Source organism: Streptomyces sp. NPDC048441 (genome assembly GCF_043200235.1).
Classification (GTDB): Bacteria; Actinomycetota; Actinomycetes; order Streptomycetales; family Streptomycetaceae; genus Streptomyces.
In genome coordinates, this window is the sequence record NZ_JBICXM010000021.1 from 68025 (window position 1) to 88053 (window position 20029).

Annotated in this window: 21 protein-coding genes; 12 read left to right on the plus strand and 9 right to left on the minus strand. The window is 69.7% G+C overall.

Annotated elements, in window-relative coordinates; translation table 11 throughout:
* Window positions 1-2: 2 nt before the first annotated feature.
* The 4 genes from ACGFSB_RS35580 to ACGFSB_RS35595 all read left to right on the plus strand — a co-directional run bounded on the left by ACGFSB_RS35580 (window position 3) and on the right by ACGFSB_RS35595 (window position 3943).
* Window positions 3-773, plus strand: coding sequence for an ABC transporter permease (locus ACGFSB_RS35580; RefSeq protein ID WP_393408196.1), 771 nt, complete (start codon window positions 3-5; stop codon window positions 771-773).
* Between the two features lie 59 nt (window positions 774-832).
* Window positions 833-1696 (plus strand): hypothetical protein, encoded by an 864-nt coding sequence (locus tag ACGFSB_RS35585; RefSeq protein ID WP_393408199.1) that lies wholly within the window; start codon window positions 833-835, stop codon window positions 1694-1696.
* 121 nt (window positions 1697-1817) lie between these two features.
* Window positions 1818-2999 carry an ABC transporter ATP-binding protein gene (locus ACGFSB_RS35590; RefSeq protein WP_393408202.1) on the plus strand — a complete coding sequence of 394 codons (1182 nt, stop codon included), beginning with the start codon at window positions 1818-1820 and terminating at the stop codon, window positions 2997-2999.
* 107 nt (window positions 3000-3106) lie between these two features.
* The gene (locus ACGFSB_RS35595; protein ID WP_393408320.1) at window positions 3107-3943 is read left to right on the plus strand and encodes an ABC transporter permease; all 837 of its coding nucleotides are present in this window, start codon (window positions 3107-3109) and stop codon (window positions 3941-3943) included.
* 22 nt (window positions 3944-3965) lie between these two features.
* Here the strand turns inward: ACGFSB_RS35595 and ACGFSB_RS35600 are convergent, their stop codons facing one another.
* Entirely contained in the window at window positions 3966-4298 is a 333-nt protein-coding gene (locus tag ACGFSB_RS35600; protein ID WP_393408205.1) for an ATP/GTP-binding protein, read from the minus strand.
* Between the two features lie 213 nt (window positions 4299-4511).
* Between ACGFSB_RS35600 and ACGFSB_RS35605 the strand changes: the two genes are divergently transcribed.
* Window positions 4512-5585: an LLM class flavin-dependent oxidoreductase gene (locus ACGFSB_RS35605; RefSeq protein WP_393408207.1), complete on the plus strand. Its 1074-nt coding sequence runs from the start codon at window positions 4512-4514 to the stop codon at window positions 5583-5585.
* A gap of 70 nt (window positions 5586-5655) precedes the next feature.
* On the opposite strand, the gene ACGFSB_RS35610 is transcribed toward ACGFSB_RS35605, so the two are convergent.
* Window positions 5656-6048 (minus strand): SCO5389 family protein, encoded by a 393-nt coding sequence (locus ACGFSB_RS35610; RefSeq protein ID WP_393408209.1) that lies wholly within the window; start codon window positions 6046-6048, stop codon window positions 5656-5658.
* Between the two features lie 212 nt (window positions 6049-6260).
* On the opposite strand from ACGFSB_RS35610, the gene nucS reads away from it, so the two are divergent.
* Window positions 6261-6932, plus strand: a complete 672-nt coding sequence (gene nucS, locus ACGFSB_RS35615) for an endonuclease NucS (RefSeq protein ID WP_393408212.1) — start codon at window positions 6261-6263, stop codon at window positions 6930-6932.
* Between the two features lie 91 nt (window positions 6933-7023).
* On the opposite strand, the gene ACGFSB_RS35620 is transcribed toward nucS, so the two are convergent.
* The 4 genes from ACGFSB_RS35620 to ACGFSB_RS35635 all read right to left on the minus strand — a co-directional run bounded on the left by ACGFSB_RS35620 (window position 7024) and on the right by ACGFSB_RS35635 (window position 11876).
* Entirely contained in the window at window positions 7024-9537 is a 2514-nt protein-coding gene (locus tag ACGFSB_RS35620) for an ATP-binding protein (RefSeq protein WP_393408213.1), read from the minus strand.
* A 215-nt stretch (window positions 9538-9752) separates the two neighbouring features.
* Window positions 9753-10076 carry an STAS domain-containing protein gene (locus ACGFSB_RS35625; protein WP_393408216.1) on the minus strand — a complete coding sequence of 108 codons (324 nt, stop codon included), beginning with the start codon at window positions 10074-10076 and terminating at the stop codon, window positions 9753-9755.
* Between the two features lie 162 nt (window positions 10077-10238).
* Window positions 10239-11087, minus strand: coding sequence for a 3-hydroxyacyl-CoA dehydrogenase family protein (locus tag ACGFSB_RS35630; protein WP_393408219.1), 849 nt, complete (start codon window positions 11085-11087; stop codon window positions 10239-10241).
* A gap of 147 nt (window positions 11088-11234) precedes the next feature.
* Window positions 11235-11876: a TetR/AcrR family transcriptional regulator gene (locus ACGFSB_RS35635; RefSeq protein ID WP_393408222.1), complete on the minus strand. Its 642-nt coding sequence runs from the start codon at window positions 11874-11876 to the stop codon at window positions 11235-11237.
* Window positions 11877-11960: 84 nt separating this feature from the next.
* On the opposite strand from ACGFSB_RS35635, the gene ACGFSB_RS35640 reads away from it, so the two are divergent.
* Genes ACGFSB_RS35640 through ACGFSB_RS35650 form a run of 3 tightly spaced genes read left to right on the plus strand, consistent with a single transcriptional unit; the run spans window position 11961 to window position 14137 of the window.
* Window positions 11961-12743, plus strand: coding sequence for an ABC transporter ATP-binding protein (locus ACGFSB_RS35640; RefSeq protein WP_393408225.1), 783 nt, complete (start codon window positions 11961-11963; stop codon window positions 12741-12743).
* A gap of 37 nt (window positions 12744-12780) precedes the next feature.
* The gene (locus ACGFSB_RS35645) at window positions 12781-13536 is read left to right on the plus strand and encodes an ABC transporter permease (RefSeq protein ID WP_393408228.1); all 756 of its coding nucleotides are present in this window, start codon (window positions 12781-12783) and stop codon (window positions 13534-13536) included.
* 13 nt (window positions 13537-13549) lie between these two features.
* Window positions 13550-14137 (plus strand): cob(I)yrinic acid a,c-diamide adenosyltransferase, encoded by a 588-nt coding sequence (locus ACGFSB_RS35650; RefSeq protein ID WP_393408230.1) that lies wholly within the window; start codon window positions 13550-13552, stop codon window positions 14135-14137.
* Here ACGFSB_RS35650 and ACGFSB_RS35655 read toward each other — a convergent pair.
* On the minus strand, window positions 14134-14790 hold the full coding sequence (locus tag ACGFSB_RS35655; protein ID WP_393408233.1) for a hypothetical protein: 657 nt from the start codon (window positions 14788-14790) through the stop codon (window positions 14134-14136). The two genes, ACGFSB_RS35650 and ACGFSB_RS35655, sit on opposite strands and share 4 nt — an antisense overlap.
* A 154-nt stretch (window positions 14791-14944) precedes the next feature.
* On the opposite strand from ACGFSB_RS35655, the gene ACGFSB_RS35660 reads away from it, so the two are divergent.
* The 3 genes from ACGFSB_RS35660 (at window position 14945) to ACGFSB_RS35670 (ending at window position 18850) form a co-directional block, all read left to right on the plus strand.
* The gene (locus tag ACGFSB_RS35660) at window positions 14945-16174 is read left to right on the plus strand and encodes a sensor histidine kinase (RefSeq protein ID WP_393408235.1); all 1230 of its coding nucleotides are present in this window, start codon (window positions 14945-14947) and stop codon (window positions 16172-16174) included.
* Window positions 16171-16827, plus strand: a complete 657-nt coding sequence (locus ACGFSB_RS35665) for a response regulator (RefSeq protein WP_393408238.1) — start codon at window positions 16171-16173, stop codon at window positions 16825-16827. The genes ACGFSB_RS35660 and ACGFSB_RS35665 overlap by 4 nt, the downstream gene beginning before the upstream one ends.
* Before the next feature lie 151 nt (window positions 16828-16978).
* Window positions 16979-18850, plus strand: a complete 1872-nt coding sequence (locus ACGFSB_RS35670; RefSeq protein WP_393408241.1) for a glycosyl hydrolase family 18 protein — start codon at window positions 16979-16981, stop codon at window positions 18848-18850.
* Between the two features lie 119 nt (window positions 18851-18969).
* Here ACGFSB_RS35670 and ACGFSB_RS35675 read toward each other — a convergent pair whose 3' ends face one another.
* Window positions 18970-19419: a DUF2550 domain-containing protein gene (locus ACGFSB_RS35675; protein WP_393408244.1), complete on the minus strand. Its 450-nt coding sequence runs from the start codon at window positions 19417-19419 to the stop codon at window positions 18970-18972.
* A 126-nt stretch (window positions 19420-19545) separates the two neighbouring features.
* Window positions 19546-19920, minus strand: a complete 375-nt coding sequence (locus ACGFSB_RS35680) for a F0F1 ATP synthase subunit epsilon (RefSeq protein WP_393408247.1) — start codon at window positions 19918-19920, stop codon at window positions 19546-19548.
* Window positions 19921-20029: the final 109 nt, after the last annotated feature.

Below are 20029 nucleotides of genomic sequence, written 5' to 3' on the forward strand. Positions count from 1 at the left end.
CGATGGCCGCTGCGCAGGTACTGAAGTCGGAGTGGACCAAGATCCGCTCGGTCTCTTCGACCGTGTGGACGCTGGGTCTCGCCGTGGTCGTCACCGTAGGGCTCGGCCTGCTGATCAGCATTCTGGCGAAGAACGACTACGACAGCCTCAACGCCCAGGACCGCAGGGTCTTCGACCCGACCTTCACCAGCTTCGCCGGAATGAGCCTCGGCCAGCTCGCGATGATCGTCTTCGGCGTGCTCGTCGTCTCGAACGAGTACAGCACCGGCATGATCCGCACCTCGCTCTCCGCGGTCCCCCAGCGCGCCACCTTCATGGTCAGCAAGGTCGCGGTCGCCACCGCGCTCACCCTGGTGGTCGGCCTCGTCACCAGCTTCATCGCCTTCTTCGTGGGGCAGGCGATGCTGGGCGAGCACAAGGCATCGATCGGCGATCCGGGCGTCCTGCGGGCGGTGATCGGCGGTGGGCTCTACATGACGCTCATCGTGATGTTCTCGATGGGTGTCGCGACGATGCTGCGCAGTCCGATGCTGTCCCTCGGCATCCTGATGCCGTTCTTCTTTTTGATCTCCAGCATTCTGGGCAATGTCTCGGCGACGAAGAAGATCGGCCGCTTTCTGCCGGACCAGGCCGGGAGCAAGATCATGCAGGTGAAGTCGCCGCTGGACGATGACACTCCGTACGGGCCCTGGGGCGGGCTCGCGATCATGGTGGTGTGGGTTGTGGTTGCGCTGATCGGTGGTTATGCGTTGTTGAAGAAGCGGGATGCGTGACGCGTGACGCTTCGCTGGATGTGCTGGGGTGGATCCCTAGGGGCGGTGGGTGATGGACCTTGAACGACCTGCGGGCCGGTGGGGGCTGGTCGCGCCGTTCCCCGCGCCCCCTACGGGGCGCTGATGCCGCAGACCGGAGTCTGTCCGCGCTCGGGCTTGACGTCGTGCCCGCCTTGCAGCCGCTGGCCTACCCGGGGCGGCCTGTCCCCGGCCCCTCCCTCCTGAGCGGTGCTGAGCTTCTCCCGCTCGGCGTACGGCCGCTCCCGCTCGGTCAGTGGCCCGTGGCGGCGGGGCAGTCGCTCGACGAGGTGCTGAGCGGGCTCGGCCTGGCGGCCATCGGCCACCGCCACCCCGTCATCGCCGTCGGATCGAACGCCTCGCCCGCGCAGGTCTCGTACAAACTGATCCGGCGCGGCATCCCCGCCGTCGTGCCGATGGTCCCCGTGCGGGTGAGCGGGATCGCCGTGGGGTGCTCGGGGCACATCGGGCGGGCCGGTTACGTGGCGGCGGCCCCTTGCCTCGACCCGGCCGCCGAAACCTCCCTCGTCGTGAGCTGGCTTGATCATGACCAGTTCCGGGCGGTCGACGAGACGGAGTTCCCCAACTATCGGCGGGTGCTGCTTCCGGGCGGCGACTTCGCGATGGTCGTGCCGGGCGGCGAGCGGCTCGGCGGTGCGCAGCTGTATGTCAGCTCTTACGGGGTCCTCGCCGATCCGGATACGGGCCTTCCGCGCCCCGGTGACGGCGACCAGGCGGCGCTGCTCGCCTCGCTCCTGGGGGGTTCCGCGCGGCTGCGGGGGCTTCTCGGTCCCGGCCCGGCCGACTGGGTACGGAAGGCCGCCGCCGACCCCGCGGCGCGGGAGCTCGGGACGCGCGTCCTCGCCGACGAAGGCTGGGTGCTGCCGCAGCCGGGCTTCCCTTGACGGTTGCCGGAGGCGAATAGTTTTACCCGCTCTTGGCTGGAACCGTCAGCTCCCCGATATCCTCCTAACCCTTACGGGGGCGTGTGCCCCGACGTCCTGAACCATTCGATGGGTGCGGAGAATGATCGAGGCAGTCGGCCTGACGAAGCGCTACGGCGCCAAGACAGCCGTGTACAACCTTTCCTTTCAGGTGCGACCCGGCACGGTCACCGGCTTCCTGGGCCCGAACGGCTCCGGCAAGTCGACGACCATGCGCATGATCCTCGGGCTCGACCAACCCACCACGGGCCAGGTGACGATCGGCGGCTACCCGTACCGCAAGCTCCCCAACGCCCCCCGTCAGGTCGGCGCCCTGCTCGACGCCAAGGCGGTGCACGGCGGCAGGCACGCCCGCAACCACCTCCTGTGCCTCGCGCAGCTCTCCGGCATCCCGGCCCGCCGGGTCGACGAGGTGCTCGGCGTCGTGGGCCTCCAGGAGGTGGCGAAGAAGCGCTCCAAGGGCTTCTCGCTCGGCATGGGCCAGCGCCTCGGCATCGCCGCCGCGCTGCTCGGCGACCCGCAGGTGCTGCTCTTCGACGAGCCGGTCAACGGCCTCGACCCCGAGGGCATCCTCTGGGTGAGGAACCTGATGAAGTCGCTCGCGGCCGAGGGGCGCACGGTCTTCGTCTCCTCGCACCTGATGAGTGAGATGGCGCTGACCGCCGAGCACCTGATCGTGATCGGCCGCGGGCAGCTCCTCGCGGACATGAGCGTCAAGGACTTCATCTCGCACAACTCCGCGGACTTCGCCCGGGTGCGTACGCCGGACACCGATCCGCAGCAGCGCGAGAAGCTCTCGGCCGCGCTGAGCGAGGCGGGCGGCCAGGTCATGCCCGAGCAGGACGGCGCACTGCGCGTGACCGGACTCCCGCTCCCCCGCATCAGCGACCTCGCACACAGCGCGGACGTCCGCGTCTGGGAGCTCTCCCCGCACCAGGCCTCGCTGGAAGAGGCGTACATGCGGATGACGCAGGGCGCCGTCGACTACCGCTCGACCGTCGACCAGCGCGCGGGCCTGCAACAGCCCGTACAGCAGGTCCCGCCGGGTGCGATGCCGCAGCAGCCCATGCCGGTGGCCGGACAGGGCCAGCCCGGGTGGTACGCGCCGCCGCCGCCCCAGCAGGGCGGCCAGCCGTTCGCGATGCCGCAGGGCGCGCCCCAGGGTGCCCCGCAGAACGCGCCGAACCCGTACGCGGCCGCCGCCCCGCAGGCTGCCGCCTCCGCTCCTGAGATGACCAAGCGCAACAGCGAGGACCAGCGATGACCACGCCTCCGACTCCGCAGCCGCAGGCGCAGCCCCAGCAGGCGTACGCACAGGCAGGCGCCCCGATGCCGCAGGGAACGCCGCCGGGAATGCCGCAGGGCGCCCCGATGGCTCCCCCGCCGGCCGCCCCCGCGCCGCCCTCCGCCTGGCAGCAGGCCGTCAACAACGCCTACACCTCGCCGATCCCGGTCAAGAAGACCCACATCGGCAACGCACTCGCCTCCGAGTGGACGAAGATCAAGTCGGTCCGCTCGACGATGTGGACCCTCGGCGTCTTCTTCCTCCTGGTCGTCGGCATCGGCGTGCTCGTCGCCGGGCAGACGCAGGACCGGGACTACGCGGATGTGCCGTTCACGATCCCGGCGTTCTTCGGTCTCGTACTCGGCCAGATCTGCCTGATCACGCTCGGCGTCCTGGTGACGTCGTCCGAGTACGGCACGGGCATGATCCGTACGACGTTCACGGCATCGCCGCAGCGCTACCGCGTCCTCGCCGCCAAGATCCTGATCTTCTTCGTGCTCGCCTTCGTCGTCGCCGCGGGCTCCATCTTCCTGGTGGGCCTGATGACGTCGGGGATGCACAGCGGCCCCGACGCCGGCGACGTGGGCTGGTCGGGCACGGTCCTCAAGGGCGGGCTCTACGTCTCGCTCCTGGGCGTCCTCGCGCTCGCCGCAGGATCGATGCTGCGCCACTCGGCGGGCGCGATCACGGCGATGCTCGGCGTGGTCCTCGTGCCCGCGATCCTGCCGGTGTTCCTGATGATCTCGGAGGGCACACGGCCGGTGGGCGAGAAGATGATGGACTACAACGCCATCAACTCCCTGGCCAAGATCTTCGAGATGGACGGCACCGGCAGCGGCACCTCGCAGCTGTGGCTGCTCGTCGGGGTGACGGTCGCCGCGATCGCCGGAGCCTTCGCGCTCCTGGAGAAGCGCGACGTGTAACCGTCCGCCGGACAGGCCCTGCCTAGTACCTGGGCGCGTTTCGGGACCGCTGCACCCGCGTGGTGCGGCGGTCCTTCGCGTTCCAGCACGCCTTGTGCCAGTGCCTGCGCTCGTCCACGCCCGAGTGCTCGGGCCAGGCCACCACGTGGGCGACGCCGGACGGGATCTCCTGGTCGCAGCCGGGGCAGCGGTAGGTCTTGCCCGCCGCGCTCGCGCCCGCGACGTGCCGCAGGCTCCACTCCTCGCCCCGCCAGCTCTCGGTGGACTGGAGGCCGCCGTAGCGGCCCGCCGGTTCCGCGTCCGTGCGCGGACTGTCTTCTCCGGCGCCCTTCGGGCGGTTGCGACGCGGGGACACGGAACACCTCACGGGATGTACGGGGACCAGGGGGTGCGTCCAGCGTACGCGGCACATGCGCGGGGACCCGCCTTTCACCAACCCCCACAGGCCTCCCCCCGCATTGCGCAGAAAATCTGTCAATCTTCATGCCAAGCCGTGCCTTTGGCACGTGTCACGCGTTGTTGCCCGTAGGGGGAGTGCCTGCGTCGGCGCCAAGGAGGCAGGAGTGCGATGCGTGTAGGTAGTTTTGTTCTGGCCGCCCAGTTCCCGGGGCAGGGGCAGGGGGAGGCGCTGCATCGTGCGGTGCGGTCCGCCGAGGTGGCCGAGGAAGCGGGTCTGGACACGGTCTGGCTCGCCGAGCACCATTTCGTGCCGTACGGCACGTGTCCGTCCGCCGTGACCCTCGCAGCGCTCCTTCTCGGGCGTACGCGGCACATGCGCGTCGGCACCGCCGTGAGCGTCCTGCCGACCGTGCATCCCGTCGCCCTCGGCGAGCAGGCCGCGCTGCTGCATCTGACGTCCGGCGGGCGCTTCTCGCTCGGCGTGGGGCGCGGCGGGCCGTGGGTGGACCTGGAGGTCTTCGGATCAGGTCTCGCCGCGTACGAGAAAGGCTTCCCCGACTCTCTCGATCTGCTCCTGCGGTGGCTGAGCGAGCCCCGGGTCGCGAGCGAAACGGACCGCTTCCCCTTCCGCGAGGTCGCCGTGGTGCCACGCCCGCAGGAGGCGCTGGCCGGCGTGGGCGGTCCTGGTGCGGAAGGGCCTGGTACGGAGGGACCTGGTGCGGAAGGGCCTGAAGTGATCGTCGCCTGCACCTCACCGGCCAGTGTGCGGCTCGCTGCCGAGCGTGGTCTGCCGATGCTGCTCGGTATGCACGTCGGCGACGAGGAGAAGGCCGAAATGGTGGCGTTGTGGCAGAGGCACGCGCGCGCCGCAGGGCGTACGCCGGAGGAGGTCCACCGCGCCGCGCACGTCTCCGCGGGGGTCGCTCAGATCGCGGACCGGCGCCTGGAAGCGGCGGAGACGCTGGAGAAGGCGATGCCGGGCTGGCTGAAGCAGGGGCTCGACGCGCACGTCACGGTCGACGGCCGGAAGCGGGCGATGCGGGACCCGCTCGCGTACACGGAACTGCTCTGCAAGCTGCACCCGGTGGGCACTCCCCAGGTGTGCGCGGACCGGATCGCGGCCACCTCGGAGCGCACGGGGATCACCCGCTTCGCGCTGCTGGTCGAGGGCTCCGGCGACCTCGCGACGACGGAGGAGAACGTACGAAGGCTGGGCGCCGAGGTGCTGCCTCAGCTGGGCTGAGCCGCTGAGGCTGGGAGCTGCCGCTCCGGTACTAGAACACCTCCCGCGTACGGAGCGGCAGCAACAACCGTCAGCAGTCCCGCAGTTCGGGCGACTGGTTGAGCAGCTGGCCCCGGATCGAGGTGAAGCGGGCAAGCCGGTCGTCCACGGACGCGTCCAGCGGGAACACCGCCACGCGGTGGCAGTTCTGGAATGCCAGGCGCACCCCGAAATGCCGCTGCAGAGCCCCGCGAATCGCGTCACTCGCGAGCGCGCGCAGCAGCTGGCCACGCGCCTGCTCGTTGGGAGGCGGCGTCTGGTTGTCGGCGAACTCTCCGCCGTCAACCTTCAACTGGGCCACCAGGGAGCTGACCATCTCCCATGCGTAGGGCAGGGAGGTCCGGACGCAGTCGACGAATTCCGCTTCGTCCACCTCGCCTCGCTCGGCCTGTTCCAACAGCGCCGGTGAGACGTCGAGCGACATGGGTTCTCCTCTCGCACCCCCGGGGAGCGGGGGCTTACGGACAGGGAAGGAAACCGCACACGCAGCGTGCACGCATGACGACCTCCTGCTTATACGGTAAGCACCGGACCGGCCCCGCACCAGGAGATTGGGCACACAACCGGCCAGGTTCGAACAGGTCCATCGACGGAGAAATCGCGTGGACCACCTGTGGTCGAGTAGCGTTGCGCCCCATGCGTCTCGTCATTGCCCGATGCTCCGTGGATTACGCGGGCAGGCTCACAGCCCATCTCCCGTCGGCCCCCCGCCTGATCCTTGTGAAGGCGGACGGCAGTGTCTCGATCCACGCGGACGACCGGGCCTACAAACCCCTCAACTGGATGTCCCCGCCCTGCACCTTGAAGGAGGGGTCGGGGGACGAAGCGGGCGTCTGGACCGTCGTGAACAAGGCGGGCGAGAAGCTCATCATCACGATGGAAGAGATCCTTCACGACTCCTCGCACGAGCTGGGCGTCGACCCCGGCCTCATCAAGGACGGCGTGGAAGCGCACCTTCAGGAGCTGCTCGCCGACCGGATCGAGGTGCTCGGCGACGGCTACTCACTCATCCGCCGCGAGTACATGACGGCGATCGGCCCGGTGGACATCCTCTGCCGCGACGCCGACGGGCAGACCGTCGCCGTCGAGATCAAGCGGCGCGGCGAGATCGACGGCGTCGAGCAACTGACCCGCTATCTCGAGCTGTTGAACCGCGACCCGCACCTGGCGCCCGTCAAGGGCATCTTCGCCGCCCAGGAGATCAAACCGCAGGCACGCGTGCTCGCCACGGACCGCGGCATCGGCTGCACCGTCCTCGACTACAACGCGATGCGCGGCATCGAGGACGACAAGCTGCGGCTCTTCTAGGAGTTCCCGCACCAAGGGTTCTTGTTGTACGGAATTGCACGAAAGAGAGGGCCGGGTCCTGGTGGACCCGGCCCTCTCTTTCGTATGTGCGTCAGGCAGCCGGAGCCGTGCTGCTCGCGGAGCCGCTCGCCGAGTTCGAGTTGTCCGGGGACGCCGGCGTGGCCGGGGCCGTCGTCGGCGGCAGAGTGGTCGGCGGTGGAGTCGTCGGCGGCTTCGTCGTGGGCGGCTTCGTGGTCGGCGGCTTCGTCGTGGGCGGTTTGGTAGTCGGGGGCTTCGTCGTGGGCGGCTTCGTCGTCGGGGGCTTCGTCGTGCCGTCCGACGGTTTTCCGCTGTCGCTCGGCTCGTCCGACGGTGAGCCGCTCCCGCTCGGCGTCGCGCTGTCCTCGGTGCTGGGGGTGGTGCTCGTGCCGCCGTCGTCCGGGCGGCTCGTCGAGTCCTTGGCGGGCTTGTCGGCGGTCAGGCCGTCGTCGTCCTGGTCCTCGCTCGCCGACTGCTCCGTCTTGACCTTGTCCGGCGGGTTGTCGTTGTTGTCCGAGGTCGCGCCGAGGGTCACCACGGTGCCGAGCACGGCGGCAAGCAAGGCTCCCGCGCCCGCCGCCACCAGATTGCGCCGGGTGCCGCTCACGATGGAACGGCGGGTCGGCGCGGGGCCCACGCCGACCGGCGTGGCCTTGCGGGTGACCAGCGTCTCGGGCTCCGGGGGCGGCGGCGCGGGCAGCGCGAACGCCGCCGGTACGCCGCCGGGGGGCGATGCCGACTCCTCGTAGCGCGCGTCGGGCACCTCTTCGCCCGCGCCCGCGGTCGCCGCAGCGGACGAGCCGGGCAGCGCGCCGCCCGAGCGGTCGGCCACCAGGGCGAGTGCCCTGCGGCCCGCGATCATGCCCCGCTTGTCGGCGAGCGCGCCGCGCAGGCCGATGGAGGCCTCGAGCTCGACGCGGGCCCGGTCGAGCTGTCCGCCGCAGAGCGCGAGGATGCCGAGCTCATGGTGGAAGTACGCCTCTTCGGCGACCTCGCCCGCGGTCCGCGCCGCCTCCTGGCCGGAGCGCAGGGCACGCTCCCAGGCGCCCCATTCGAGGCCTCCCGCGAAGGCGGGCGCGATGGTGCGGGCCAGCAGCACGGCGGCGCTCTCCTCGCCGCCCGCGGAAGCTCCGGCGGGCGCACCGGCGGGCGCACCGGCGGAAGCACCGGCGGGCGTCCCTGCCCCGGACTGACCCGCGACCAGGGCGCTCAGCGCGGCGAGCACAGCGTCCGCCTCGGCCGCGACCCGCTCAGGGCCGACCGAGGGGTGCCCGGCCCACCAGGCGTAGTGCTGGGCGGCGCTCTGGGCGCGCTCGGCGATGTCGTCCGCGTACCCGGATGCCTCCAGCTGCGTACGGACGCCGGCGGCGAGCCTGTAGTGCGAGCCGACCGCCGTGACGAGCGCGGTGGAGACCAGCTCGGCGAGGGCCGCGTCCGCGTGGGTGTCCCCCACGAGGGCGGGCAGATGCGCCTGGTGCGGCAGTTCACCGCCGAGCGCGACGGCAAAGCGCAGCGTGGCGCGGGCCGACGGGCTGAGGCGGGACGCGAGCAGGACCGCGGGGGCCGCGCCGTCGGCGAGCGAGGGCAGCGGCACGTCGTGGCCCTCGGCGTCGAAGGGCGCGTCGACCGGTCCTTCCGCGAAGTAGCCGTACTCGTCGAAGGCGTTCGGGTCGGCGCGCAGCTGGTCGCACTGCCGGAGCAGGGCGCCCGCCTGGACGAAGCGCAGGGGAAGCCCCTCCGACTCGAACCACAGGTCGCCGGCCCAGCCTGCCTCGTCGTCCGTCAGGACGCGGCCCACGGCGCGCTCGAGGAGCTCGAGGCCGCCGCTGCGGCCGAGACCGCCGAGGAAGACCTCTTCGAGGTGCGAATCGGGGGACGGCGCCGCGACGTCGGGTGTCGCGGAGATCAGGAAGGCGCACTCGGGTGTGGCGTCGAGCAGCTCCTCGAGAGCGGCGGCGCCGAACTCCAGGTCGTCGAGGACGACGACCGCGCCGATCTCGTGGACGAGTTCGAAGAGCAGGGTGCGGTCGGGGCGGTGCAGCGGCGCGTTGTAGACCGCGCCGAAGAGATCCTGGAGCAGGTCGGCGGGCGTCCTGTGATACCCGGAGAGCCGGATGACGCCGTCCGGTGCGAGGTCCGCGCAGTCCTCCGCCACGGCGTTCAGGAGCGCCGTGCGCCCCGAGCCCGCGGGACCGGTGAGCCGCACCGAGCGCCCGCGTGCGAGCAGGCGCACGAGCCGCTCGCGCTCCTCCTGCCGCTCGAGGAGCGGCAGCCGGGGCAGCACGGGTCCCGGCGGCGCGGGCGGCACCGATGCCCGGCGCAGCTCGGCGCGCTCGGCGGCGGTGCGCTTGACGGGGCGTGCGGGCCGCTCGCCCGGCGGGCAGGGTTCGATCTCACTGCCGTCGACGGGGTTCACGGTGAGCAGGAAGTCGCCCGAGACCAGCTGAACGGTGCGGGCGAGCGTGGGTGCGGGCTGCCCGAAGTCGGGTGTCAGAGGATCGCGTGGCGGCCTTGAGCGGCGCGCCGAATCATCGTCGTTGATGCCGTCATGGCCGTACTCTTCCGGTCCCCGGTTCATCGGGTCCATGGTCAAAGCCCCCCAGATGCGTCGTGTACACAGCCCCCTCCGGCCTTGTGCACACTGCGCTGTCGCTTCTGGTCCGGTGCCCCCGCTCGGGCGTCTGTCTTCGTCATGACGGTGGGCGACCGAACACTAGACCTTCACTCAGTATCTACGAACGGGCGGGGTACCGCGTCGTCCGAGACGTCACAGTCTCGTGAGGATTGTGCGCGAGGTGCGATTCAAACGCGGGGCAGCGATTCCACTCCGATGCCACCTTCGATGGCAAGGATCCGGTGCAGCCGGGTGGCCACCAGGAGGCGCTGCATCTGGGGCGGCACACTGCGCAGCACGAGCCTGCGTCCGCACCGTCCCGCGCGCCGGTGCGCGCCCATGATGACGCCGAGTCCCGTGGCGTCCCACGAGTCGAGTTCGGACAGGTCGAGCACCAGGTCGCCGGCTCCGTCGTCGACGGCCGTGTGCAGGACCGTTCGGGCGTCCGCCGCGCTGCGTACGTCGAGGCGTCCCCCGACGACCAGCTGGGCCTGGTCGCCCCTGATGTGCATATGCGCTCCCCGAGAATGCTGAGTTTGCTGTGACGTCTGTTCCGTAAGGCGTCTGCGTATGTCACTGCAACTGACTGCCGCATGGGCAAGGAAGTTGCCGTCTGTAAGCGAACCGATACCCAATTCACTCCCAGGGGTGACCCCGCGAGGGAGGTGGGGACGTCAGTGCTTGTAGAAGCCCTGCCCGCTCTTGCGGCCGATGTCACCGGCGTCAACCATCCGGCGCATCAGCTCGGGCGGTGCGAACTTCTCGTCCTGGGACTCCGTGTAGATGTTGCTGGTGGCGTGCAGCAGGATGTCGACGCCCGTCAGGTCGGCGGTGGCGAGCGGGCCCATGGCGTGCCCGAAGCCGAGCTTGCAGGCGATGTCGATGTCCTCGGCGGTGGCGACGCCCGACTCGTACAGCTTGGCGGCCTCGACGACGAGCGCCGAGATCAGACGGGTCGTCACAAAGCCCGCGACGTCGCGGTTCACGACGATGCAGGTCTTGCCGACGGACTCGGCGAACTCACGCGTACGGGCGAGGGTTTCGTCGCTGGTCTTGTAGCCGCGCACCAGTTCGCACAGCTGCATCATCGGCACCGGCGAGAAGAAGTGCGCGCCCACGACGCGCTCCGGACGCTCCGTCACGGCCGCGATCTTCGTGATCGGGATGGCGGAGGTGTTCGACGCGAGGATGGCGTCGTCGCGCACGAGCTTGTCGAGCGTACGGAAGATCTCGTGCTTGACCTCGAGCTTCTCGAAGACAGCCTCGACGACGATGTCCGCGTCGGCGACGGCGTCCATGTCGGTGCTCGTCGTGATGCGTCCGAGCGCCGCGTCGGCGTCCTCGGCGGTCAGCTTTCCCTTGCTCACGAACTTGTCGTACGACGCCTTGATGCCGTCGGTGCCACGAGTGAGGGCCGCATCGGTGACGTCGCGCAGGACGACGTCCCAGCCCGCCTGTGCGGAGACCTGAGCAATACCGGACCCCATGAGTCCGGCTCCGATGACGGCGAGCTTCCGTGCCACTGTTCCGACTCCCCTACCGCTTATCACGCCTGGCTTACACGCTGTTTACGTAAGCCCTTCCGGCGGACATTAGCGGTCGTGAGCGCGAGTGTGGCCGTGAAGTAACACGCGTCACGTCTCAGATGACGGACATCACACTGGTACGCCTCATTCGGCGTCGCGCACCGCGTAGTTGAGGACCTTTTCGCCGAGCAGGTCCTCCATCTCGTCGAGCAGCGCGAGGGCGTCGCGGGACACCTCGGCAGGTTTGCGGCACTTGGTCATCTCGTCGCCGATCCAGGCCATGAGCGTGCTGTGGACCCAGGAGAGCTGACCCGCGATCAGTCCGGGCATGGGGTCGCCCTCGGCCGCCTTCGCCTCATCGGCGAGGGTCTTCGTGAGGTGGCCGAGTGCCTGCTGCTGGATCTCCCAGAGCCGGGAGCGCAGGGGGTGGGCCGCGGTGATGACCTTCATGAAGTCGGCCCAGCCAGGAAAGAGGCCGATGTGGGGCGAGACGCCCTCCACGTCCGAACGCAGCGCACGCAGGACGGCGGCAGCGGCGGACTCCCCCGGGCGGCGGCCGCGTACATAGCCGGAGAGCCGGTCGACGACGGCCTCGCCGCGGTCGAGGAAGAGGTCCTCCTTTGCCGGGAAGTAGTTGTAGACGGTGTTCACGGAGACGTCAGCGGCTTCCGCGACCTCCGCGACGGTCACCGTGACGAAGCCGTGCTCCAGGAAGAGCCCCGTCGCGATGTCCGAGATCCGCTGCTTGGTCTGCCGCTTCTTGCGCTCCCTGAGACCTTCAGCCATGCCCCCACCCTAAGGCCACTCGCCAGGGCAACTGAAAACTTGGGGCAATTGCAAAATTTAAGGGACTCTGTTTTTGTAGTCGCCATGGCAATCATCAGCACCGCCGGGCTCGCCCGGACCTTCCAGACCAAGAGCGGGCCGGTGGAGGCCGTGCGCGGCATCGACCTGACCGTCGCCCCCGGCGAGATCCTCGGCTTCCTCGGGCCGAACGGCGCGGGCAAGACGACGACGCTGCGTATGCTCACCACGCTGCTCGCACCCACCGGCGGCGCCGCCACCGTCGCGGGCTGCGACCTGGCCCGCGACCCGGCGGGTGTACGGCGCAAGATCGGGTACGTCGCCCAGTCGGGCGGCGTCGACCTCAACATCTCCGTGCGCGAGGAACTGGTCACCCAGGGGCGCCTCTACCGCCTGACAAAACCTCAGGCAGCAGCCCGCGCCGAGGAGTTGGCCGCCGACCTGGGCCTCGCCGACCTCATCGACCGCAAGTGCGCGACCCTCACCGGCGGCCAGCGGCGGCGGCTCGACATCGCCATGGGCCTCATGCACCGGCCCGATGTGCTCTTCCTCGACGAACCGACCACGGGACTCGACCCGGGCAGCAGGGCCGACCTGTGGGCGCTCGTGCGGCGGCTGCGCGACGACCACGGCACCACCGTCGTCCTCACCACGCACTACCTCGACGAGGCCGACGCGCTCTGTGACCGCCTGGTCGTCGTCGACAAGGGCGTCGTGGTCGCCGAGGGCACCCCGAGCGCGCTCAAGCTCCGGCACGGAGGCTCGATCGACGCCTCGCTCCAGGACACGTTCCTCGCCATCACCGGCCGGGACGTCACCCCCAAGGACACGGCGCCGGTCGCCGTCTGAGACCGCACAAGCCCCCCAGAACTCCGGGACCTCACCTATGTCTGCGCTTCTCTCCGACACCGCGCTGATCTTCGGGCGGTACGCCCGCCAGACCCTGCGCTCCAAATTCCAGATCCTCTTCGGCGTCCTGATGCCGCTGCTCTACCTGCTCTTCTTCGGCCCGCTCCTGACCGATCTGCCGCTCGGGTCGCGCGGCGACTCCTGGCAGGTGCTCGTGCCGGGGCTGCTGCTCCAACTCGGCCTGTTCGGCGCCTCGTACAGCGGATTCGCGATCATCATCGAGAAGCAGTTCGGCGTGGTGGAGCGGATGCGGGTGACGCCGGTCAGCCGGCTCGCGCTGCTCCTCGGGCGAGTGCTCCGCGATGCCGCGCTCTTCGTCTTCCAGGCGGTGCTGCTCGTCCTGGCGGCCGTGGTGATGGGGCTGCGCGCACCGGTCGTCGGGATTCTCATCGGGTTCGCGTTCGTCGCGGTCCTGACGATCGTCCTCGCGTCCCTCTCGTACGCCCTGGCTCTGCTCGTCTCCAAGCCGCACGAGTTCGGGCCCGTCATCAACGCGGTGAGTATGCCCTCGATGCTGCTCTCCGGCCTGATGCTGCCGATGGCACTCGCGCCGGGCTGGCTGGACGTGCTCTCGCACTTCATGCCGTTCCGCTATCTCGTGGACGCGGTGCGGGCCGCCTTCGTGGGCGACTACGCGAGTACGGCGATGCTGTACGGCGTCCTGATGGCTGCCGCGCTCACACTGGGGTCCGTGACGGTGGGCACACGTGTCTTCCGGAGGGCGGGCGCGTAACTAGGCTGACCCCATGGTCAATCTGACGCGCATCTACACCAGGACCGGCGACCAGGGCACCACCGCCCTCGGCGACATGAGCCGGACCGCCAAGACCGATCTGCGGATCTCGGCATACGCCGACGCCAACGAGGCCAATGCCGCGATCGGCACGGCGGTCGCGATCGGTCAGCTCGACGAAGAGGTCGTGAAGGTCCTCGTCCGGGTCCAGAACGACCTCTTCGACGTGGGAGCGGATCTGTCGACGCCGGTCGTCGAGAACCCGGAGTATCCGCCGCTGCGTGTCGAGCAGTTCTACATCGACAAGCTGGAAGCGGACTGCGACCGCTTCAACGAGCAGCTGGAGAAGCTGCGCAGCTTCATCTTGCCGGGGGGCACGGCGGGGGCCGCGCTGCTGCACCAGGCGTGCACGGTGGTGCGGCGGGCCGAGCGGTCCACTTGGGCCGCTTTCGAAGTCCATGGGGCCGGTAAGGAAAACGGCAGTATGAACCCCCTGACGGCGACCTATCTGAACCGCCTCTCCGACCTCCTTTTCATTCTGGCCCGTACGGCCAACAAGGAGGTCGGAGACGTGCTGTGGGTGCCAGGGGGCGAGCGCTAGGAACCGCGCCGGGAGGCCTGTACCTCTTCCGCGGGTGCGTCTTCCGCGGGTGCGTCGTGGCTTGTCGCGCTCACGCGGCGGAGCCGCTCATGCCGCAGCCCCGCGCCCCTTCGGGGCCCGTCCACCGGCGGTGCCTTGTGCGGGAAGACCGTGTACGTCGCCGCGATGATGACGTTGATGCCGATCAGCCACAGCATCTTCTCCTGCCACATCCTCAGCGAGTCGATGTCGCCGTCGTCGCCCACGTACCAGGCCGCGCCCTGGAGCAGCGCCATGGCGATCAGGGCTGCCAGGACCCAGCGGGCGGCGATCTTCCACTCGTCGATCGCGCGGGCCATGCCGTAGAGCTTGACGGGCGGCGGGCCGCCCGCGAAGCGGTGGGCCACGCGGACGTCGGCCCACTTGATCGTGTAGTGGCCGAGCGCGATGGAGTAGCCGATGTAGACCGCGGCCAGGCCGTGCTTCCAGTCCGGCTCCGCGCCGTTCTTCAGGTCGACCGCGGTGACGACGAAGAGGATGACCTCCAGGATCGGCTCGCAGAGCAGTACGGCGATGCTGGCGCGCGGCATCTTCGCCCCGTACCGCAGGGCGAGGCCGCCGGCCAGCAGCACCCAGAATCCGACCTCGCAGATGATGATCAGTGTGACAATCACGGTTCGCTCCTCTCGGTCACCTTTCCAGGCTCCCGGCGGACCGGCCGCGGATCATCGTCGCCAGTGACGAAGTGGCACTGCATCCTTCGATGTAGCGCGCGGTTCCTCCCTCAGGATCAGGCGTCGGCCCGGCGCGCCGTGTTGGATGGAGGGCATGGCCCTGCCACTGCCGCCCCGCCCGCACCGCGTCGACGTACAGATCGCCGCGGTCAGTGTGCTCAGCGGGCTCGCGCTGTTCGCGCTCGGACTCGGCACACAGGGCGACCGGCCGCTGGGCAGCCCTTGGCTGCTGCTGCCGCTCGGCGTTCTCGGGTGCATGGAGCTGCTGCGCAGGACCGCGCCGCGCGTCGCCCTGCCGGTCGCCACCATCGCACTGGCCTTCGATCAGTTCACGCCGGGCAATCTGGCGTCGGTCATGATGTTCACGGACATCATGTACGCCGCTGTCGTGTACGGGACTCCGGCCGCCGCCCGGCGCATCCCGCTCACCACCGGCGCCGTCACCGTGGCGATGACGATCGGCTTCCTCGCCTGGTGGCAGCAGCCGGAGGCCGTCCTCATCGGTGTCGTGACCGGCATCGTGTCGTTCGGTCCCGCCGCCACCGGAGTCCTGGTGCGCAACCACCGCGAGGCCGCCGCGGCGGCCAAGCTGCGGGCCGAGCAGACCGCGCTGCTCGCCGAGATGGACCGCGTGCAGGCGATCACCGCCGAGCGCGCCCGGATGGCCCGCGAGCTGCACGACATGGTCGCCAACCACCTCTCGGCCATCGCCATCCACTCCACTGCCGCGCTTTCCCTCGACGACCCGAAGACCACCCAGGACGCGCTCTCCGTCATCCGGGAGAACAGCGTCGAGGGGCTGGCCGAGATGCGGCGTCTGATCGGCATCCTGCGGGACTCGAGCGACGATCGTGAGCCCGCGGCCGCGCCCACCCTGGACGGCCTCGGCGCGCTGATCGCGGGCGCCCGCACCAACGGCCTCGACATCGCCCTGGACCACGACCACGCCCCCGAAGGCCCCAAGCTCCCCGCGCCGGTCGAGCTCGCGGCGTACCGCATCGTCCAGGAGTCCCTGACCAACGCCCTCAAGCACGCCGCCCCCGGCCGGGTCACGGTGGCGCTCACCCGGCGGCGCGGCGCCCTTGAGGTCCGGGTGACCAGCCCCTGCGGCGATCCGTCGGGGCCGCGCGCGCCTGGCTCCGGAGCCGGTCTCGTCGGTATGCGCGAACGCACTGAACTCCTCGGCGGAGCCTTCGAATCGGGCCCCGAGAGCAGTTCCGACGGCGATTCTGACGGCGATTCCGGCAGCATTTACGGCGGCAAGGTGTGGATCGTGTCCGCGACTCTGCCCGTCGACCCCGCAGACAAGGAAGTGACCGAATGATCCGCGTGCTCGTCGCCGAGGACCAGTCCGCCGTACGGGCGGGACTCGTCCTGATCCTGCGCAGCGCGCCCGACATAGAGGTGGTCGGCGAGGCGTCGGACGGCGAGGAGGCGGTGGCGCTCGCTCGTGAACTCCGCCCCGATCTGGTGCTCATGGACATCCAGATGCCACGCCTCGACGGAGTGTCGGCGACCCGCCAGGTCGTCACCGAGGGGCTCGCGGACGTGCTCGTCCTGACCACCTTCGACCTCGACGAGTACGTTTTCGGGGCACTGCGCGCGGGCGCCTCCGGGTTCCTCCTGAAGAACACCGAGGCCAGGGACCTCCTGGAGGCGGTGCGTACGGTCGGCCGCGGCGAGGGCCTGATCGCCCCGTCCGTCACCCGACGACTGATCGCCGAGTTCGCGGCTCCGCAGACCATGAACCGCGTACGCCGTGAGAACGGACCCGATCCCGCCATCCTCGACACCCTCACGCGCCGCGAGCGCGAGGTGCTCGCGCGCATCGGCGAAGGACTGTCCAACGCGGAGATCGCGGCCCGTCTGGACATGGCGGAGGCAACGGTGAAGACGCATGTCAGCCGACTGCTCGGCAAGCTCGAACTCCGCAGCAGGGTCCAAGCGGCCGTGCTCGCCCAGGAGTTGGGCGTCTGACTCCGGAACCGGTGCGCCCGACCGGCGCGATCCGGCCAATGGTTCAGACCTCTTGACCGATGGTCCAGACCTTTCTATTCTCACCGGCACTGCGGTGAGCACTCCCCCACGTGTTCCACGTGCTCACGGGCGGCGCAGGGACCCACCCCCTATGTCCCCCCGGATCTCACCCGAGGAGCACACCTTGCGCACCTTGCGCTTCAGACACAGAGCCGTGGCAGGCCTCACCACCCTGCTGCTCCCGCTCGCCACCCTGGTCGCGCTCGGCGGCACCGCCGAAGCCGCGCCGGAAGCGGCCCCCGAGGCCACCGCCACGTACGCCAAGACCCAGGACTGGGGCACCGGCTTCGAAGGCAAGTGGACCGTCAAGAACACCGGAACCACCTCCATCAGCTCCTGGAACGTCCAGTGGGACTTCCCCACCGGCACGAAGGTGACCTCCGCCTGGGACGCCACCGTCACCAACTCCGGCAACCACTGGACCGCCAAGAACGTCGGCTGGAACGGGACGCTCACCCCCGGCGCCTCCGTCTCCTTCGGGTTCAACGGCTCGGGCCCCGGCTCCCCCTCCAACTGCACGCTCAACGGCGCCAGTTGTGACGGCGGCAGCGTCCCCGGCGACAACCCGCCGAGCGCCCCCGGCACTCCCATCGCGTCCGACATCACCAACACCTCGGTGAAGCTCGCCTGGAAGGCGGCCACCGACGACAAGGGCGTCAAGGACTACGACGTCCTGCGCGACGGCTCCAAGGTCGCCACGGTGACCGGCACCTCGTACGCCGACAGCGGCCTCACCGCGGGCACCGACTACTCGTACACCGTCCAGGCCCGCGACACCGCGGACCAGACGGGACCGGCGAGCGGCGCCGTCAAGGTGCACACCACGGGCGGCGGCGGTGACCCGGACCCCGGCGGCAAGGTCAAGCTCGGCTACTTCACCGAGTGGGGCGTCTACGGCCGCAACTACCACGCGAAGAACATCGACACCTCGGGCTCCGCGTCCAAGATCACGCACATCAACTACGCCTTCGGCAACGTCACCGGCGGCAAGTGCGCCATCGGCGACGCCTACGCCGACTACGACAAGGCGTACACCGCCGACCAGTCCGTGGACGGCGTCGCCGACACCTGGGACCAGCCCCTGCGCGGCAACTTCAACCAGCTGCGCAAGCTCAAGGCCAAGCACCCGAACCTCAAGGTCATCTGGTCCTTCGGCGGCTGGACCTGGTCCGGTGGCTTCACCGAGGCGATGAAGAACCCGGCGGCCTTCGCCAAGTCCTGCCACGACCTGGTGGAGGACCCGCGCTGGGCCGACGTCTTCGACGGCATCGACCTGGACTGGGAGTACCCCAACGCCTGCGGTCTGTCCTGCGACACGAGCGGCCCCGCCGTCTTCAAGACCATGCTTCAGGCGTTCCGCACCGAGTTCGGCAAGGACCTCGTGACGGCCGCGATCACCGCCGACGCGTCGAGCGGCGGCAAGATCGACTCTGCTGACTACGGCGGCGCGTCGCAGTACGCGGACTGGTACAACGTGATGACGTACGACTTCTTCGGCGCATGGGATGCCAAGGGGCCGACCGCACCGCACTCTCCCCTCACCTCGTACCCCGGTATCCCGCAGGCGGGCTTCAACTCCGCCGACGCGATCGCCAAGCTGAAGGCGAAGGGGGTGCCTGCGTCGAAGCTGCTGCTCGGCATCGGCTTCTACGGACGCGGGTGGACCGGCGTGACGCAGAAGGAGCCCGGCGGGACGGCTACGGGCGCGGCGCCGGGGACGTATGAGACGGGCATCGAGGACTACAAGGTCCTGAAGAACAGCTGCCCTGCGAACGGCACGATCGCCGGTACCGCTTACGCGCACTGTGGCAGCAACTGGTGGTCCTACGACACCCCGGCGACCATCGGCACCAAGATGAGCTGGGCGAAGAGTCAGGGGCTTGGCGGTGCGTTCTTCTGGGAGTTCAGTGGGGACACCGCCAACGGTGAGTTGGTGAGTGCGATCAACGCCGGGCTCAAGTAGCCGCACATGGACGAAGCCGGGGAGACAGGTACGCCCCCTGTCTCCCCGGCTTCTCGCGTCTCTTTTTAGCTGCGGGTCGCATGTGGCTGGGCGCGCAGTTTCCCGCGCCCCTTTGGGGCTCAGGCCACGTTGACGCGCTGGCCAGGCGGGGCTGCCTCCAGCCAAGCCAGGAAACCGGTAAGCGCGTCCTCGCCCATCGCCAGCTCAAGGCGTACGCCTCTGTGCAGACAGCCCAGGACGATCGCGTCGGAGAGCAGGGCCAGCTCCTCCTCGCCGTCCGGGGCGCGTCGGTCGACGACCTCGATGGACGAGCGCTCCAGGACCCGGCGCGGGCGGGGAGCGTACGAGAAGACGCGGTACCACTCGATCCGGTCGCCGTTGTAGCGGGCGACGCCGTACCCCCAGCCCTTGCCGGAGGTGTCGCCCTTCTCCGGGGCGTTCCAGCGCAGGCTGCAGTCGAAGGTGCCGCCGGAGCGCTGGATGAGCCGGCGGCGCAGTCCGAAGACGAAGAGCCCCACCAGCAGCACCGCGACCAATACGAGTCCGCACACGAGCAGAGTGAGGATCATCGGCACCGACCTCCTCGCCTGTTCGAAACGGACCAACATTGCACCCGCATTGCCTCAGCCGCGACCCGGTCCGGATTGCTCCGGACCTGGCCGCGGCTGAGTCACGTCAACGCCGACACGCTGGTTTCAGCGTGGCGACACCGCCCGCAGTCGGACGTCCGCGCGACGCTCGGCGGAGGCGTCGGCCTCCGACTTCGCGCGCTCGAGCGCCCGCTCCGCACGCTGGACATCGATCTCGTCCGACAGCTCGACGATCTCAGCAAGCAGCGACAGCTTGTTGTCCGCGAAGGAGATGAATCCTCCGTGGACGGCGGCGACGACGGTGTCGCCGTCGCTCGTACGAATGGTCACCGGGCCCGACTCCAGCACACCGAGCAGCGGCTGGTGACCGGGCATGACGCCGATGTCGCCGGACGTGGTGCGCGCGACGACCAGGGTGGCCGCGCCGGACCAGACACTGCGGTCCGCGGCGACCAGCTCGACATGCAGCTCAGCAGCCAAGGGTGGCTCCTCGGGTCACCACCCGGCGGCTTCGCCGGGTGTTGGGTCAAATTCTAGTGGGCGTATCGGGAGGGGCGGGACGCGCCCACCCCTCCCGGGAGTCACAGAC

Bases quoted from the DNA above. Each gene is read 5' to 3' on its own strand.
- ACGFSB_RS35590 (WP_393408202.1), top strand. From the start codon at position 1,818: ATGATCGAGGCAGTCGGCCTGACGAAGCGCTACGGCGCCAAGACAGCC.
- ACGFSB_RS35640 (WP_393408225.1), top strand. From the start codon at position 11,961: ATGGCAATCATCAGCACCGCCGGGCTCGCCCGGACCTTCCAGACCAAG.
- ACGFSB_RS35635 (WP_393408222.1), bottom strand. From the start codon at position 11,876: ATGGCTGAAGGTCTCAGGGAGCGCAAGAAGCGGCAGACCAAGCAGCGG.
- nucS (WP_393408212.1), top strand. From the start codon at position 6,261: ATGCGTCTCGTCATTGCCCGATGCTCCGTGGATTACGCGGGCAGGCTC.
- ACGFSB_RS35605 (WP_393408207.1), top strand. From the start codon at position 4,512: ATGCGTGTAGGTAGTTTTGTTCTGGCCGCCCAGTTCCCGGGGCAGGGG.
- ACGFSB_RS35650 (WP_393408230.1), top strand. From the start codon at position 13,550: ATGGTCAATCTGACGCGCATCTACACCAGGACCGGCGACCAGGGCACC.
- ACGFSB_RS35665 (WP_393408238.1), top strand. From the start codon at position 16,171: ATGATCCGCGTGCTCGTCGCCGAGGACCAGTCCGCCGTACGGGCGGGA.
- ACGFSB_RS35675 (WP_393408244.1), bottom strand. From the start codon at position 19,419: ATGATCCTCACTCTGCTCGTGTGCGGACTCGTATTGGTCGCGGTGCTG.
- ACGFSB_RS35625 (WP_393408216.1), bottom strand. From the start codon at position 10,076: ATGCACATCAGGGGCGACCAGGCCCAGCTGGTCGTCGGGGGACGCCTC.
- ACGFSB_RS35645 (WP_393408228.1), top strand. From the start codon at position 12,781: ATGTCTGCGCTTCTCTCCGACACCGCGCTGATCTTCGGGCGGTACGCC.
- ACGFSB_RS35610 (WP_393408209.1), bottom strand. From the start codon at position 6,048: ATGTCGCTCGACGTCTCACCGGCGCTGTTGGAACAGGCCGAGCGAGGC.
- ACGFSB_RS35670 (WP_393408241.1), top strand. From the start codon at position 16,979: ATGTCCCCCCGGATCTCACCCGAGGAGCACACCTTGCGCACCTTGCGC.
- ACGFSB_RS35595 (WP_393408320.1), top strand. From the start codon at position 3,107: ATGGCTCCCCCGCCGGCCGCCCCCGCGCCGCCCTCCGCCTGGCAGCAG.
- ACGFSB_RS35660 (WP_393408235.1), top strand. From the start codon at position 14,945: ATGGCCCTGCCACTGCCGCCCCGCCCGCACCGCGTCGACGTACAGATC.
- ACGFSB_RS35580 (WP_393408196.1), top strand. From the start codon at position 3: ATGGCCGCTGCGCAGGTACTGAAGTCGGAGTGGACCAAGATCCGCTCG.
- ACGFSB_RS35620 (WP_393408213.1), bottom strand. From the start codon at position 9,537: ATGGACCCGATGAACCGGGGACCGGAAGAGTACGGCCATGACGGCATC.